The sequence below is a fragment of the Yersinia sp. 2545 StPb PI genome, from assembly GCF_052217125.1.
Lineage (GTDB): Bacteria > Pseudomonadota > Gammaproteobacteria > Enterobacterales > Enterobacteriaceae > Yersinia > Yersinia enterocolitica_E.
In genome coordinates this window covers 4,415,444-4,429,726 of sequence record NZ_JAZGPY010000001.1, presented here as the reverse complement: position 1 = coordinate 4,429,726, position 14,283 = coordinate 4,415,444, and the positions used below count along the sequence as shown (strand labels likewise).

Sequence of the window (14,283 nt, the reverse complement as noted above, 5' to 3'; positions counted from 1 at the left end):
AAAGACCGGGCCTGTAGCGATAAATTACTCTTGTTCCCTTCGCGGGTATTAACCCGATCAGGTTCCGCGGATCCCGAATTAACGGTCTCAGCCTGCGTTTGCTTTCCTAAGAAAACAGGTGCTAGGCACTCCGACAAGAAACCCCAGTATATGAGGTTGAATTAAAACTACAAGCCCGTGCTGTTCAGCGGGCTATTTTACCGGCCCTGTTTGAATAACTGGCTGGGCGGCTTGCCATGACTCGGCTGCCCATTGAATCAATTGATCTTCCAAGCGGAAACGGGCATCAAGGGCTTCGCCGATATCAGATAATGCTTGTTGAAACTCGATACAACTGTCCTGATCGATCTCAATGTTGGTATAACGATCATGGAATGTCATGATCGTTTGAGTATTATTTTTTAACGCAGGATACACTTTGGTCGTCAGCGCCATTTTTGGGCTAGACGCGCCTTCCACCTGTTTGATAATTCTGTCATAGATATGAAAATGCCCGGAAGAGAGATAATCCACTAAATTATGGCAAAAGTTCTCCAGCGCTTTTTCGTTAAGCGGGGTATGCTTTTCTTTTTGCGGCTTAATACCGATCACTGTGCAATATGAAACTAACAGTTCTTTACGCGCATGAAGCCATTGATCAATTAATTCATTACTGCCGCCAACGCGTTGAGTCAGGCTTTCTAGTCGGTTGAGCATGAACGACTCCGTGAGTAAGGAAAAGTAATAGTGGGTTACAAAAATGTAACAAGCCGGATTCTAGATTGCCAGTGAAGTCGAGGTTGTGCAACAACGATATGGAACTACAACTTACAGGTAAAGAAAGTGGCTGGTGGATTGTCAGTCATGAAAACAAATTATGGTTGCCGAAAGGGGAGTTACCACAAGGTAATGCCGCTAATTGGTCATTGCAGGGCGCAGCGGCAAGGCAAATCGGTGAATGGCAAGGGCAGGCGGTATGGTTGATCCGTCAGATGATGTCTACTGATATGGGTTCCGTGCGGCAATTACTGGATGTGGATCGCGGCTTGTTCCAATTGGCTGGGCGTGGTGTGCAACTGGCAGAGTTTTATCGTTCTCACCGTTTTTGTGGTTATTGCGGTCACCAAATGCAGGCCAGCCGTTCCGAGTGGGCTTGTCTGTGTAATCACTGCCGTGAGCGCTATTACCCACAAGTCGCCCCTTGTGTGATTGTTGCCATTCGCCGTGATGATGAAATTTTATTGGCGCAGCATGTACGGCATCGTGGCGGCATTAATACCGTATTGGCAGGCTTTGTCGAAGTGGGTGAGACTCTGGAGCAGGCGGTTTCCCGTGAAGTTTTAGAAGAAAGTAATATTCACATTAAAAATCTGCGCTACGTAACATCACAGCCTTGGCCGTTCCCCCATTCACTGATGATGGCGTTTATGGCCGAGTATGACAGTGGTGAATTGCGACATGACCCTAAAGAGCTGCTAAATGCCGGTTGGTATCGTTATGACCAATTGCCATTACTGCCGCCGCCAGGCACCGTAGCACGACGATTAATTGAAGATACCGTGGTGTTATGCCGCGAGCACCGTGAGTTGATCTAATCAGAAGGGAGTGCTGAAGCGCTAACCTCATAGCCGACGCAGTTTAAACCCCACGAGAGTGAGTCATTATCACGCCCTTAATAGCGGCGGCAGTTAGCAGGAAAGTATTATCTGACATGCTACAATATGGTCCGCTAAAAGATGGCCGCCAGATAATTAAGGGAGCTCCACCATGAATGAGTTGAAAAACGATCGCTATCTGCGAGCCTTATTGCGTCAACCGGTAGATGTAACGCCGGTATGGATGATGCGTCAGGCGGGCCGTTATTTGCCGGAATATAAAGCTACCCGCGCGGTTGCCGGGGATTTTATGTCGCTGTGCAAAAATGCGGAACTGGCTTGTGAAGTGACGATGCAGCCATTACGTCGCTATCCATTGGACGCCGCGATTCTGTTTTCAGACATTCTGACCATCCCCGATGCTATGGGGCTGGGGCTCTATTTTGAAACCGGTGAAGGCCCACGCTTCCAATCCCCGATTACTTGTCGCGCCGACGTCGAAAAGTTACCCATCCCCGACCCAGAACAGGAATTGGGTTATGTGATGAACGCGGTAAGAACCATTCGCCGTGAGCTGAAAGGTGCGGTGCCATTAATTGGTTTTTCCGGCAGCCCATGGACGCTGGCAACCTATATGGTTGAAGGTGGTAGTAGCAAAGCGTTTACCAAACTGAAGAAAATGATGTATGCCGAGCCGCAAACCCTGCATCTGCTACTGGATAAACTGGCCGATAGCGTCATCTTGTATCTCAATGCGCAAATCAAAGCTGGCGCTCAATCTGTGATGGTGTTTGATACTTGGGGCGGGGTACTGACAGGGCGTGATTATCTTGAATTCTCCTTGAACTACATGCATAAAATCGTCGATGGCCTGATCCGCGAAAACGACGGGCGTCGGGTGCCGGTGACCTTGTTCACCAAAGGTGGCGGGCAATGGCTGGAAGCAATGGCTGCTACCGGTTGTGATGCATTAGGGTTGGATTGGACCACGGATATCGGCGATGCGCGCCGTCGGGTGGGTGATAAGGTCGCTCTGCAAGGCAATATGGACCCCTCTGTGCTATACGCACCACCTGCCCGTATTGAGCAGGAAGTGAGTACTATTCTCGCAAGTTTTGGCCAGGGTGAAGGGCATGTGTTTAATCTGGGGCACGGCATTCATCAGGATGTCCCGCCAGAACATGCAGGGGCTTTTGTTGATGCAGTGCATACATTATCAAAGCCTTATCATCAAAACTAATCGCTTATACCCAAAGTCATTGGGGCGGCAGGTAACCGTACTGTAGCTTCAAGCTCGAGGGAGGTTGGCCGATGATAGATACCAAAGCGTTACGGGCAGAACAGTTACAACGAGCATCTGAAATTATTCTTCACGATGATTTTGATAGTGGGTCAGTGCACTTTATTGCCGGTGCGGATGTTGGTTTTGAGCAGCAGGGGGAGATTACCCGTGCTGCTATCGCGATTTTGCGTTATCCCTCGCTAGAACTGGTGGAATATCAGGTTGCCCGCGTGGCAACTTCACTGCCGTATATCCCCGGTTTACTCTCTTTCCGTGAATATCCTGCATTATTAGCCGCCTGGGAGCAGTTGCAGCAACGGCCTCAACTGGTGTTTGTTGATGGGCAAGGTATCGCACATCCGCGTCGTTTAGGCGTTGCCAGCCATTTTGGGCTGTTGGTTGATGTCCCGACCATTGGTGTCGCCAAAAGTCGCCTGTGTGGGCACTCTCTGCCGCTAGAGAGCGATAACGGCGCATTACAACCACTCATTGATGGTGATGAGCAACTTGGCTGGGTGTGGCGCAGCAAAGTCCGTTGCAATCCACTGTTTATCTCGCCCGGTCATCGGGTCAGTGTTAGCAGTGCTTTGGCGTGGGTACAGGCTTGCATGGCGGGCTACCGTTTGCCTGAGCCAACCCGTTGGGCTGATGCTATCGCCTCAAACCGCCCGCAATTTCAGCGTTGGGTGCGGAAAAATCCTGATTTACTTGGCAACCATAGGGATATGATTTAATTTCGGGTACACTGCCGCGCAGATAATGAATAATGAGAACTTATAATGATACGTAATCCGATTCATCTACGTCTCGAGAAGCTAGAAAGTTGGCAACACCTGACTTTCATGGCTTGCTTATGCGAGCGGATGTATCCCAACTATCAGCAATTTTGTCTGGAAACTGAATTTGGCGACTCGGCTGTTTACCGGCGCATTCTGGACCTGATCTGGGAAACTTTGGTCGTAAAAGACGCAAAAGTTAACTTTGATAGCCAGTTAGAGAAGCTGGAAGAGGCAATTCCTTCAGCCGATGACTATGCTATCTACGGTGTTTATCCTGCCATCGATGCCTGTATTGCATTGGGCGAGGCCATCCATTCGCGTTTGAGTGGTGAAACACTGGAACATGCTGTCGCTATCAGCGAAGCATCAATTCGTACCGTTGCAATGTTGGAAATGACGTTGGCCGGTAAAGAAATGACCGATGAAGAACTGAAAATTTTGCCTGCGATTGAAGAAGAATGGGATATCCAATGGGAGATTTTCCGTCTGTTAGCTGACAGTGAAGAGCGCGACTTAGATCTGATAAAAGGGCTACGATCTGACCTGCGGGAAGCGGCTGTTAGCAACATTGGCATAAATTTAACGCAATAAGGCAAGAAAACGTGATTTAACGCCTGATTTGTCACGTCTTAAGGCTTCACATCTGCCCCCTGTCTGTTCTACATTTGGGGGGCGAAAAAAAGTGGCTATCGGTGCGTGTATGCAGGAGAGTGCTGTCCATCGGCATATCCGTCGCACTCGATGCTTTGCAAACGATAAACACACTGTAAGGATAACTTATGAATAAGACTCAACTGATTGACGTAATCGCGGACAAAGCGGACCTTTCTAAAGCACAAGCTAAAGCTGCTTTGGAATCCACACTGGCTGCAATTACCGAATCTCTGAAAGACGGTGATCCAGTACAATTGGTTGGTTTTGGTACTTTCAAGGTAAACCATCGTAATGAGCGCACTGGCCGCAACCCACAGACTGGTAAAGAAATCAAAATTGCTGCAGCTAATGTGCCAGCGTTTGTTTCTGGTAAAGCACTGAAAGATTCTGTTAAATCTTAATAGTGTGTCAGTGAAAATAATAAGCAGGGGGGTGGCAAAGCCCCTTTTGTTTATGCAGCGGGTGCTGATGACCCTCGGTTTAGCCTTTGGTCTCAGCGCCTGTAGCAGTCAGTCAGGTTCCCCTCAATTTAGTGCCAGCGGATATATCGCCGATAGCGGTGTCGTTCGTTTATGGCGTCAGGATAATGCGCAGCAGCAGCCACAAGTGCTGATGAGCGTCTACAGCCCCTATTCCGGGGACAATACTCGCGTAACCTTCTACGAATATCAAAATGGCATTTTGCGGGAAATTCGGCGCAACGATTTGGGTCATAACCCGCAGAGCGTCGAGCTACGTTTTGATGAACAAGGACAGGTGAGTTTTATGCAGCGCCAACTGGCCGAACGGCGTGAGCAGCTCTCTGCGGATAATATCGCGGTCTATCAGTTGGAAGCGAAACGAATTCTCGAACAGAGCAGTGCACTGCGCGCCGGAAATGTCAGGTTAATTCAGGGACAGTGGCGAGATGGTGTGGTTACCACCTGTGATAAGAAGACGTTGCGATTGAAAGTTGACGATAACTCACAGGCATGGCTGAGCAAACGGGGAGAGGGCAGTGCGCAACCTCTGGGCGTCGCGTGGTTGGATTCGTCGGAGGGTCAGCAATTGCTGTTGGTTGCCAATCAGGACTTCTGCCGCTGGGAGCCGACAGCCGGTAGTTTGTAAGACCTGATAAGAAGCAGGGCACAGCAAGCTGCGCCCGTAGAATACAAGGGTAGATTTATTTACCGCGAGCAATCGCCCGATAACCAATGTCTTTACGGTAGAAAGCCCCTTCCCACTGAATATTTTCAGCTAACCGATACGCGTTTTGCTGTGCCTGGGCGACGGTGGCACCCAGCGCAGTTACACACAATACGCGACCGCCGCTAGTGACGACTTCATTATTGCCATTCAGTCTGGTTCCGGCGTGGAACACTTTGCCGTCAGCTACCTCCTGCTGTGGTAATCCATGAATGACATCACCGTGGCGATAATCTGCCGGATAACCGCCAGCGGCCAACACCACACCCAGCGATGGGCGCTCATCCCAGTCAGAGGTCTTCTCATTCAATTTGCCTTGCGCACCGGCTAAGCACAATTCAACCAAGTCTGAACGCATGCGTAGCATGATGGGTTGAGTTTCCGGGTCACCAAAGCGACAGTTGAACTCAATCACTTTTGGTTGCCCGTCAGCGGAAATCATCAGACCGGCATAGAGGAAGCCGGTATAGACATTACCTTCTGCCGCCATACCGCGCACTGTCGGCCAGATAACACTTTCCATCACTCGCTGATGAACTTCATCAGTGACTACCGGTGCCGGGGAATATGCCCCCATACCACCGGTATTCGGGCCGGTATCACCATCGCCAACCCGCTTATGGTCCTGGCTGGTGGCCATTGGTAATACATTTTCACCATCAACCATCACGATAAAGCTGGCTTCTTCGCCGTCGAGAAACTCTTCCACCACGATACGGTGGCCTGCATCACCAAAGGCATTGCCTGCCAGCATGTCATGAACGGCGGTTTCAGCTTCTTCCAACGTCATCGCAACAATCACGCCTTTACCGGCGGCCAGCCCATCTGCCTTAATCACGATCGGTGCACCGATTTCACGAACATAGGCTAAAGCAGGCTCCACCTCGGTGAAGTTCTGGTAAAACGCAGTTGGGATATTGTGGCGCGCCAGGAAGTCTTTCGTGAAAGCTTTAGATCCTTCCAACTGAGCCGCGGCTTGCGTTGGCCCAAAAATGGTCAAACCGGCTGCGCGGAAAGCATCAACCACACCAATAACTAACGGTGCTTCCGGGCCGACAATGGTCAGGCCAATATCATGGTTCTGGGCAAAGGCCAACAGACCCGCAATATCCGTTGCCGCGATATCGACATTTTCTAAACCAGATTCTAGCGCTGTGCCGGCATTGCCCGGTGCGACATAAATTTTGCCCGCTAAAGGCGACTGTGCTGCTTTCCAGCCCAGCGCATGTTCACGCCCGCCATTACCAATAATCAAAATATTCATCAGATGACTCCGTTAAGCGGGTTAATTAATGGCGGAAATGGCGCATGTCGGTAAAGATCATAGCGATGCCATGCTCATCAGCCGCAGCAATGACTTCATCGTCACGGATTGAACCGCCCGGTTGGATAACACAACTGATCCCGACAGATGCAGCAGCATCGATACCGTCACGGAACGGGAAGAAAGCATCGGAGGCCATGGCAGAACCGGCCACTTCTAATCCTTCATCCGCTGCTTTGATACCAGCGATTTTGGCAGAATAGACACGGCTCATTTGGCCTGCGCCTATACCGATAGTCATATTGTCGCGCGCATAGACAATGGCATTGGATTTTACGAACTTGGCTACTTTCCAGCAGAACAGTGCATCACGCAGTTCTTGCTCCGTCGGCTGGCGCTTGGACACCACACGCAGATCGGCTGCAGTCACCATACCTAAATCGCGGTCTTGGACCAGCAAACCACCATTGACGCGTTTGAAGTCCAGACCGGTAGCACGCTCCTGCCACTGGCCACAGGTCAGAACACGGACATTTTGTTTGGCGGCGAGCAATGCCAGTGCTTCAGCGCTGACCGCGGGTGCAATAATGACTTCAACAAACTGGCGGCTGATAATGGCGCTGGCGGTTTCGGCATCCAATTCACGGTTAAAGGCAATAATGCCGCCGAAAGCAGAGGTTGGGTCAGTTTTATAGGCTTTTTCATAAGCGGCGAGCAGAGAATCAGCAATCGCCACGCCGCATGGGTTGGCATGCTTGACGATCACACAGGCAGGCTCACTGAACTCTTTCACACATTCTAACGCCGCATCGGTATCTGCGATGTTGTTATAGGAGAGCGCTTTACCCTGTAATTGCTGTGCGGTAGCCACAGATGCCTCTTTAACCTCTTCTTCTATATAGAAAGCCGCTTGCTGGTGGCTGTTTTCACCGTAGCGCATATCTTGTTTCTTTATATAGTTAAGATTCAGTGTGCGTGGGAAGTGGCCTGATGGCTGCTCTGTGTCACCATGATAAGCTGGCACCAGCGCGCCGAAGTAGTTGGCGATCATGCTGTCGTAGGCGGCGGTATGTTCAAACGCCTTGATAGCCAGATCAAAGCGGGTTGGATACGTCAACGAACCCTCATTATTATCTAGCTCAGTAATAATGGCGGGGTAGTCACTACTCTTGACCACGATAGCGACATCTTTATGGTTCTTGGCAGCGGAGCGCACCATGGTAGGACCACCGATATCGATATTCTCAACTGCATCTTCCAGTGAGCAATCCGGGCGAGCAACTGTCTGAGCGAACGGATATAGATTCACGACAACAATATCAATCGGCTGAATGCCATGTTGAGCCATGATGCCATCATCCTGACCACGACGGCCCAAAATGCCGCCATGCACTTTTGGATGCAACGTTTTAACGCGTCCGTCCATCATTTCCGGGAAACCGGTATAGTCAGAAACCTCAGTGACGGGCAGACCCGCATCGGCCAGCAGGCGGGCAGTTCCACCGGTGGAAAGTAACTCGATGCCACGCTGAGAAAGTGCGGCGGCGAATTCGATGATACCGGCTTTGTCAGACACACTGAGTAGAGCACGGCGGATTGGGCGGCGTTGTTGCATGGTTTTATCCCTTGGCTTTGGAGTCGCAGTTATTCTTCGCAATCATTTAATAGAGCGTTATCTGAATCCTACCTTCTTATATAGATAACTATATAGAGAGGAACAAACTCAGATAACGTCCCAAATAGGGAGCAATGCCACTCTTTGCTGCTTTCAGCAGGGCGATTCATCCTCTACCACAATAAAATACGCTTTATCCTGAGTGGTATTCCCCAGTTTTATAAAAAATCACATCATGTCATCGATATTTTGCCGACAAGGTCACTCTTTTTCGCCGCGGGGAATTGTAGCGAAAACGATTGCGTGATGCTCGTCAATTTTGAGTGCAGATTCAATCTGTGGATAAGTTTGTGCACAACTGGGTATAAAGCGGGGTTTTGCTGTGGAATGCAGCAAACAGTCATTTTTATTGAAATTAGCGGTTGCGGGCGGCGCGGAACTCCCTATAATGCGCATCCATCGAGACGGCACACAACGAATCAAGTAGCTAAGTGACCGGCAAAGAGAACAGAGAAATTCAACGAAATTAGTAGTTGACTCTGAATGAGGAAAGCGTAATATGCGCACCTCGCGTTACCAACCACCGGTTGCTAACGCACTGCTCTTTAACAATTTATCAGACAATCTGTGTGGGCACTCGCAAGACGATATCGAAGCCTGTTTCGGCAGGCAGAAGAAATATCAAAGTCTTGAAGAGTGACCAAAGCAGTACACATTTGAACTTCGGTTCGGATGCATATTTGCAGAAAGTAATCTTTGAGCATCGCTGCTTTTATTAGCAGCAAATCAAACAAATCTTAAATTGAAGAGTTTGATCATGGCTCAGATTGAACGCTGGCGGCAGGCCTAACACATGCAAGTCGAGCGGCAGCGGGAAGTAGTTTACTACTTCGCCGGCGAGCGGCGGACGGGTGAGTAATGTCTGGGAAACTGCCTGATGGAGGGGGATAACTACTGGAAACGGTAGCTAATACCGCATGACCTCGCAAGAGCAAAGTGGGGGACCTTCGGGCCTCACGCCATCGGATGTGCCCAGATGGGATTAGCTAGTAGGTGGGGTAATGGCTCACCTAGGCGACGATCCCTAGCTGGTCTGAGAGGATGACCAGCCACACTGGAACTGAGACACGGTCCAGACTCCTACGGGAGGCAGCAGTGGGGAATATTGCACAATGGGCGCAAGCCTGATGCAGCCATGCCGCGTGTGTGAAGAAGGCCTTCGGGTTGTAAAGCACTTTCAGCGAGGAGGAAGGCAGTCGTGTTAATAGCACGATTGATTGACGTTACTCGCAGAAGAAGCACCGGCTAACTCCGTGCCAGCAGCCGCGGTAATACGGAGGGTGCAAGCGTTAATCGGAATTACTGGGCGTAAAGCGCACGCAGGCGGTTTGTTAAGTCAGATGTGAAATCCCCGCGCTTAACGTGGGAACTGCATTTGAAACTGGCAAGCTAGAGTCTTGTAGAGGGGGGTAGAATTCCAGGTGTAGCGGTGAAATGCGTAGAGATCTGGAGGAATACCGGTGGCGAAGGCGGCCCCCTGGACAAAGACTGACGCTCAGGTGCGAAAGCGTGGGGAGCAAACAGGATTAGATACCCTGGTAGTCCACGCTGTAAACGATGTCGACTTGGAGGTTGTGCCCTTGAGGCGTGGCTTCCGGAGCTAACGCGTTAAGTCGACCGCCTGGGGAGTACGGCCGCAAGGTTAAAACTCAAATGAATTGACGGGGGCCCGCACAAGCGGTGGAGCATGTGGTTTAATTCGATGCAACGCGAAGAACCTTACCTACTCTTGACATCCACAGAACTTAGCAGAGATGCTTCGGTGCCTTCGGGAACTGTGAGACAGGTGCTGCATGGCTGTCGTCAGCTCGTGTTGTGAAATGTTGGGTTAAGTCCCGCAACGAGCGCAACCCTTATCCTTTGTTGCCAGCACGTAATGGTGGGAACTCAAGGGAGACTGCCGGTGATAAACCGGAGGAAGGTGGGGATGACGTCAAGTCATCATGGCCCTTACGAGTAGGGCTACACACGTGCTACAATGGCAGATACAAAGTGAAGCGAACTCGCGAGAGCAAGCGGACCACATAAAGTCTGTCGTAGTCCGGATTGGAGTCTGCAACTCGACTCCATGAAGTCGGAATCGCTAGTAATCGTAGATCAGAATGCTACGGTGAATACGTTCCCGGGCCTTGTACACACCGCCCGTCACACCATGGGAGTGGGTTGCAAAAGAAGTAGGTAGCTTAACCTTCGGGAGGGCGCTTACCACTTTGTGATTCATGACTGGGGTGAAGTCGTAACAAGGTAACCGTAGGGGAACCTGCGGTTGGATCACCTCCTTACCTAACGATACGCATTGCGCAGTGTCCACACAGATTGTCTGATGAATGTAAATGAGCAAGAGCACCTGTTGATGAGGGTGATGATTGTGTAATAAGACCTCGGTATCGAGTTTTTACTGCATCAGTCGTTCGAATGTGTCACCACATTTTCACCTTTACACAAAAATACTGAATCAGTGATTCAGTAGAAATTTTTGTGTCCCCATCGTCTAGAGGCCTAGGACACTGCCCTTTCACGGCTGTAACAGGGGTTCGAATCCCCTTGGGGACGCCACTCCGATAATGTGTGAAAGACATTATCAACTGAATATCTTAAAGATGACTTTAACGAGTCGTGTTTAAGATATTGCTCTTTAACAATCTGGAACAAGCTGAAAATTGAAACATTACAGCCGAAATTTATCTCTCCGTAGATGTACTGAGATAAAGAGTAACCTGTAATAGAGTCTCTCAAATAATCGCAATGCCAATGGGTAATCATTGTTGCAGTGTGAGCGAGAAGACACTCAGCAAGGCGTACAGCGCACAGCAACCGGAGTGAACTTAACGTTCATGAGGATTGCGCGCACTGCACAACATAGCAGAGTGTGTTCACAGCCACACCAATAACGAAAAACACCTTTGGGTTGTGAGGTTAAGCGACTAAGCGTACACGGTGGATGCCTAGGCAGTCAGAGGCGATGAAGGGCGTGCTAATATGCGAAAAGCGTCGGTAAGCTGATATGAAGCGTTATAACCGACGATACCCGAATGGGGAAACCCAGTGCAATTCGTTGCACTATTGCATGGTGAATACATAGCCATGCAAGGCGAACCGGGGGAACTGAAACATCTAAGTACCCCGAGGAAAAGAAATCAACCGAGATTCCCCCAGTAGCGGCGAGCGAACGGGGAAGAGCCCAGAGTCTGAATCAGTTTGTGTGTTAGTGGAAGCGTCTGGAAAGTCGCACGGTACAGGGTGATAGTCCCGTACACCAAAACACACTTGCTGTGAACTCGATGAGTAGGGCGGGACACGTGACATCCTGTCTGAATATGGGGGGACCATCCTCCAAGGCTAAATACTCCTGACTGACCGATAGTGAACCAGTACCGTGAGGGAAAGGCGAAAAGAACCCCGGCGAGGGGAGTGAAATAGAACCTGAAACCGTGTACGTACAAGCAGTGGGAGCCTACTTTGTTGGGTGACTGCGTACCTTTTGTATAATGGGTCAGCGACTTATATTTTGTAGCAAGGTTAACCGAATAGGGGAGCCGTAGGGAAACCGAGTCTTAACTGGGCGTCTAGTTGCAAGGTATAGACCCGAAACCCGGTGATCTAGCCATGGGCAGGTTGAAGGTTGGGTAACACTAACTGGAGGACCGAACCGACTAATGTTGAAAAATTAGCGGATGACTTGTGGCTGGGGGTGAAAGGCCAATCAAACCGGGAGATAGCTGGTTCTCCCCGAAAGCTATTTAGGTAGCGCCTCGTGAACTCATCTTCGGGGGTAGAGCACTGTTTCGGCTAGGGGGTCATCCCGACTTACCAAACCGATGCAAACTCCGAATACCGAAGAATGTTATCACGGGAGACACACGGCGGGTGCTAACGTCCGTCGTGAAGAGGGAAACAACCCAGACCGCCAGCTAAGGTCCCAAAGTCATGGTTAAGTGGGAAACGATGTGGGAAGGCATAGACAGCCAGGATGTTGGCTTAGAAGCAGCCATCATTTAAAGAAAGCGTAATAGCTCACTGGTCGAGTCGGCCTGCGCGGAAGATGTAACGGGGCTAAACCATGCACCGAAGCTGCGGCAGCGACACTTAGGTGTTGTTGGGTAGGGGAGCGTTCTGTAAGCCGTTGAAGGTGACCTGTGAGGGTTGCTGGAGGTATCAGAAGTGCGAATGCTGACATAAGTAACGATAATGCGGGTGAAAAACCCGCACGCCGGAAGACCAAGGGTTCCTGTCCAACGTTAATCGGGGCAGGGTGAGTCGACCCCTAAGGCGAGGCTGAAAAGCGTAGTCGATGGGAAACAGGTTAATATTCCTGTACTTGGTGTTACTGCGAAGGGGGGACGGAGAAGGCTAGGCTAGCCGGGCGACGGTTGTCCCGGTTTAAGCATGTAGGCGGAGCGACTTGGTAAATCCGGTTGCTTATCAACGCTGAGGTGTGATGACGAGCCACTACGGTGGTGAAGTAGTTGATGCCAAGCTTCCAGGAAAAGCCTCTAAGCATCAGGTAACATTAAATCGTACCCCAAACCGACACAGGTGGTCAGGTAGAGAATACTCAGGCGCTTGAGAGAACTCGGGTGAAGGAACTAGGCAAAATGGTGCCGTAACTTCGGGAGAAGGCACGCTGGCATTAGGTAATGGGACTTGCTCCCGGCGCCGAAGCCAGTCGCAGATACCAGCTGGCTGCAACTGTTTAATAAAAACACAGCACTGTGCAAACACGAAAGTGGACGTATACGGTGTGACGCCTGCCCGGTGCTGGAAGGTTAATTGATGGGGTCAGCCGCAAGGCGAAGCTCTTGATCGAAGCCCCAGTAAACGGCGGCCGTAACTATAACGGTCCTAAGGTAGCGAAATTCCTTGTCGGGTAAGTTCCGACCTGCACGAATGGCGTAATGATGGCCAGGCTGTCTCCACCCGAGACTCAGTGAAATTGAACTCGCTGTGAAGATGCAGTGTACCCGCGGCAAGACGGAAAGACCCCGTGAACCTTTACTATAGCTTGACACTGAACATTGAGCCTTGATGTGTAGGATAGGTGGGAGGCATCGAAGTGTGGACGCCAGTCTGCATGGAGCCAACCTTGAAATACCACCCTTTAATGTTTGATGTTCTAACTCGGCCCCGTGATCCGGGGTGAGGACAGTGTCTGGTGGGTAGTTTGACTGGGGCGGTCTCCTCCCAAAGAGTAACGGAGGAGCACGAAGGTTAGCTAATCACGGTCGGACATCGTGAGGTTAGTGCAAAGGCATAAGCTAGCTTGACTGCGAGAGTGACGGCTCGAGCAGGTACGAAAGTAGGTCTTAGTGATCCGGTGGTTCTGAATGGAAGGGCCATCGCTCAACGGATAAAAGGTACTCCGGGGATAACAGGCTGATACCGCCCAAGAGTTCATATCGACGGCGGTGTTTGGCACCTCGATGTCGGCTCATCACATCCTGGGGCTGAAGTAGGTCCCAAGGGTATGGCTGTTCGCCATTTAAAGTGGTACGCGAGCTGGGTTTAGAACGTCGTGAGACAGTTCGGTCCCTATCTGCCGTGGGCGTTGGAAGATTGAGAGGGGCTGCTCCTAGTACGAGAGGACCGGAGTGGACGAATCACTGGTGTTCGGGTTGTCATGCCAATGGCATTGCCCGGTAGCTAAATTCGGAAGAGATAACCGCTGAAAGCATCTAAGCGGGAAACTTGCCTCGAGATGAGTCTTCCCTGGGGCTTTAAGCCCCCTGAAGGAACGTTAAAGACTATGACGTTGATAGGCTGGGTGTGTAAGTGCAGCGATGCATTGAGCTAACCAGTACTAATGATCCGTGAGGCTTAACCTTACAACACCAAAGGTGTTTTAGATTTGAGAGATAGAAATTTTCAGCGAA

The 14,283-nt window shown here is 50.5% G+C and carries 10 protein-coding genes, 1 tRNA gene, 2 rRNA genes and 1 riboswitch; of the genes, 10 read left to right on the top strand and 3 right to left on the bottom strand.

Going from position 1 to position 14,283, the window contains the following annotated elements; all coding sequences use genetic code 11:
- Positions 1-17 precede the first annotated feature (17 nt).
- Positions 18-143: riboswitch (TPP riboswitch) on the bottom strand.
- A 49-nt stretch (positions 144-192) separates the two neighbouring features.
- Positions 193-696, bottom strand: a complete 504-nt coding sequence (gene rsd / locus V1955_RS20560; protein WP_083162065.1) for a sigma D regulator — start codon at positions 694-696, stop codon at positions 193-195.
- 98 nt (positions 697-794) lie between these two features.
- Between rsd and nudC the strand changes: the two genes are divergently transcribed.
- The 6 genes from nudC (at position 795) to V1955_RS20530 (ending at position 5,396) form a co-directional block, all read left to right on the top strand.
- On the top strand, positions 795-1,574 hold the full coding sequence (nudC, locus tag V1955_RS20555) for an NAD(+) diphosphatase (RefSeq protein ID WP_083162067.1): 780 nt from the start codon (positions 795-797) through the stop codon (positions 1,572-1,574).
- 172 nt (positions 1,575-1,746) lie between these two features.
- Complete coding sequence (gene hemE / locus V1955_RS20550) at positions 1,747-2,814, top strand: uroporphyrinogen decarboxylase (protein WP_083162069.1); 1,068 nt, start codon at positions 1,747-1,749, stop codon at positions 2,812-2,814.
- Between the two features lie 71 nt (positions 2,815-2,885).
- The gene (gene nfi, locus V1955_RS20545; protein WP_083162071.1) at positions 2,886-3,590 is read left to right on the top strand and encodes a deoxyribonuclease V; all 705 of its coding nucleotides are present in this window, start codon (positions 2,886-2,888) and stop codon (positions 3,588-3,590) included.
- A gap of 45 nt (positions 3,591-3,635) precedes the next feature.
- Positions 3,636-4,226, top strand: coding sequence for a YjaG family protein (locus tag V1955_RS20540; protein ID WP_442821349.1), 591 nt, complete (start codon positions 3,636-3,638; stop codon positions 4,224-4,226).
- Positions 4,227-4,414: 188 nt separating this feature from the next.
- The gene (gene hupA / locus V1955_RS20535) at positions 4,415-4,690 is read left to right on the top strand and encodes a nucleoid-associated protein HU-alpha (protein ID WP_004876782.1); all 276 of its coding nucleotides are present in this window, start codon (positions 4,415-4,417) and stop codon (positions 4,688-4,690) included.
- Positions 4,691-4,742: 52 nt separating this feature from the next.
- Positions 4,743-5,396, top strand: a complete 654-nt coding sequence (locus V1955_RS20530; RefSeq protein ID WP_102970519.1) for a DUF1481 domain-containing protein — start codon at positions 4,743-4,745, stop codon at positions 5,394-5,396.
- Between the two features lie 55 nt (positions 5,397-5,451).
- On the opposite strand, the gene purD is transcribed toward V1955_RS20530, so the two are convergent.
- Positions 5,452-6,738 carry a phosphoribosylamine--glycine ligase gene (purD, locus tag V1955_RS20525; RefSeq protein ID WP_442821348.1) on the bottom strand — a complete coding sequence of 429 codons (1,287 nt, stop codon included), beginning with the start codon at positions 6,736-6,738 and terminating at the stop codon, positions 5,452-5,454.
- A gap of 25 nt (positions 6,739-6,763) precedes the next feature.
- A complete protein-coding gene (gene purH / locus V1955_RS20520) occupies positions 6,764-8,353 on the bottom strand; it encodes a bifunctional phosphoribosylaminoimidazolecarboxamide formyltransferase/IMP cyclohydrolase (protein ID WP_083162075.1) in 1,590 nt (529 codons plus the stop codon).
- 559 nt (positions 8,354-8,912) lie between these two features.
- Between purH and V1955_RS20515 the strand changes: the two genes are divergently transcribed.
- From V1955_RS20515 to V1955_RS20500, 4 genes are all read left to right on the top strand, one after another.
- Positions 8,913-9,053 carry a hypothetical protein gene (locus V1955_RS20515; RefSeq protein ID WP_162484277.1) on the top strand — a complete coding sequence of 47 codons (141 nt, stop codon included), beginning with the start codon at positions 8,913-8,915 and terminating at the stop codon, positions 9,051-9,053.
- 99 nt (positions 9,054-9,152) lie between these two features.
- Positions 9,153-10,695 (top strand): 16S ribosomal RNA (locus V1955_RS20510).
- Positions 10,696-10,893: 198 nt separating this feature from the next.
- A tRNA-Glu gene (locus tag V1955_RS20505) sits at positions 10,894-10,969 on the top strand.
- A gap of 358 nt (positions 10,970-11,327) precedes the next feature.
- A 23S ribosomal RNA gene (locus V1955_RS20500) occupies positions 11,328-14,235 on the top strand.
- Together the 16S and 23S rRNA genes with 1 tRNA gene alongside form the textbook arrangement of a ribosomal RNA operon.
- Positions 14,236-14,283: the final 48 nt, after the last annotated feature.

Excerpts from the sequence above, each read along its gene's own strand:
- rsd (WP_083162065.1), bottom strand. The coding sequence starts at position 696 with ATGCTCAACCGACTAGAAAGCCTGACTCAACGCGTTGGCGGCAGTAAT.
- nudC (WP_083162067.1), top strand. The coding sequence starts at position 795 with ATGGAACTACAACTTACAGGTAAAGAAAGTGGCTGGTGGATTGTCAGT.
- hemE (WP_083162069.1), top strand. The coding sequence starts at position 1,747 with ATGAATGAGTTGAAAAACGATCGCTATCTGCGAGCCTTATTGCGTCAA.
- nfi (WP_083162071.1), top strand. The coding sequence starts at position 2,886 with ATGATAGATACCAAAGCGTTACGGGCAGAACAGTTACAACGAGCATCT.
- V1955_RS20540 (WP_442821349.1), top strand. The coding sequence starts at position 3,636 with ATGATACGTAATCCGATTCATCTACGTCTCGAGAAGCTAGAAAGTTGG.
- hupA (WP_004876782.1), top strand. The coding sequence starts at position 4,415 with ATGAATAAGACTCAACTGATTGACGTAATCGCGGACAAAGCGGACCTT.
- V1955_RS20530 (WP_102970519.1), top strand. The coding sequence starts at position 4,743 with ATGCAGCGGGTGCTGATGACCCTCGGTTTAGCCTTTGGTCTCAGCGCC.
- purD (WP_442821348.1), bottom strand. The coding sequence starts at position 6,738 with ATGAATATTTTGATTATTGGTAATGGCGGGCGTGAACATGCGCTGGGC.
- purH (WP_083162075.1), bottom strand. The coding sequence starts at position 8,353 with ATGCAACAACGCCGCCCAATCCGCCGTGCTCTACTCAGTGTGTCTGAC.
- V1955_RS20515 (WP_162484277.1), top strand. The coding sequence starts at position 8,913 with ATGCGCACCTCGCGTTACCAACCACCGGTTGCTAACGCACTGCTCTTT.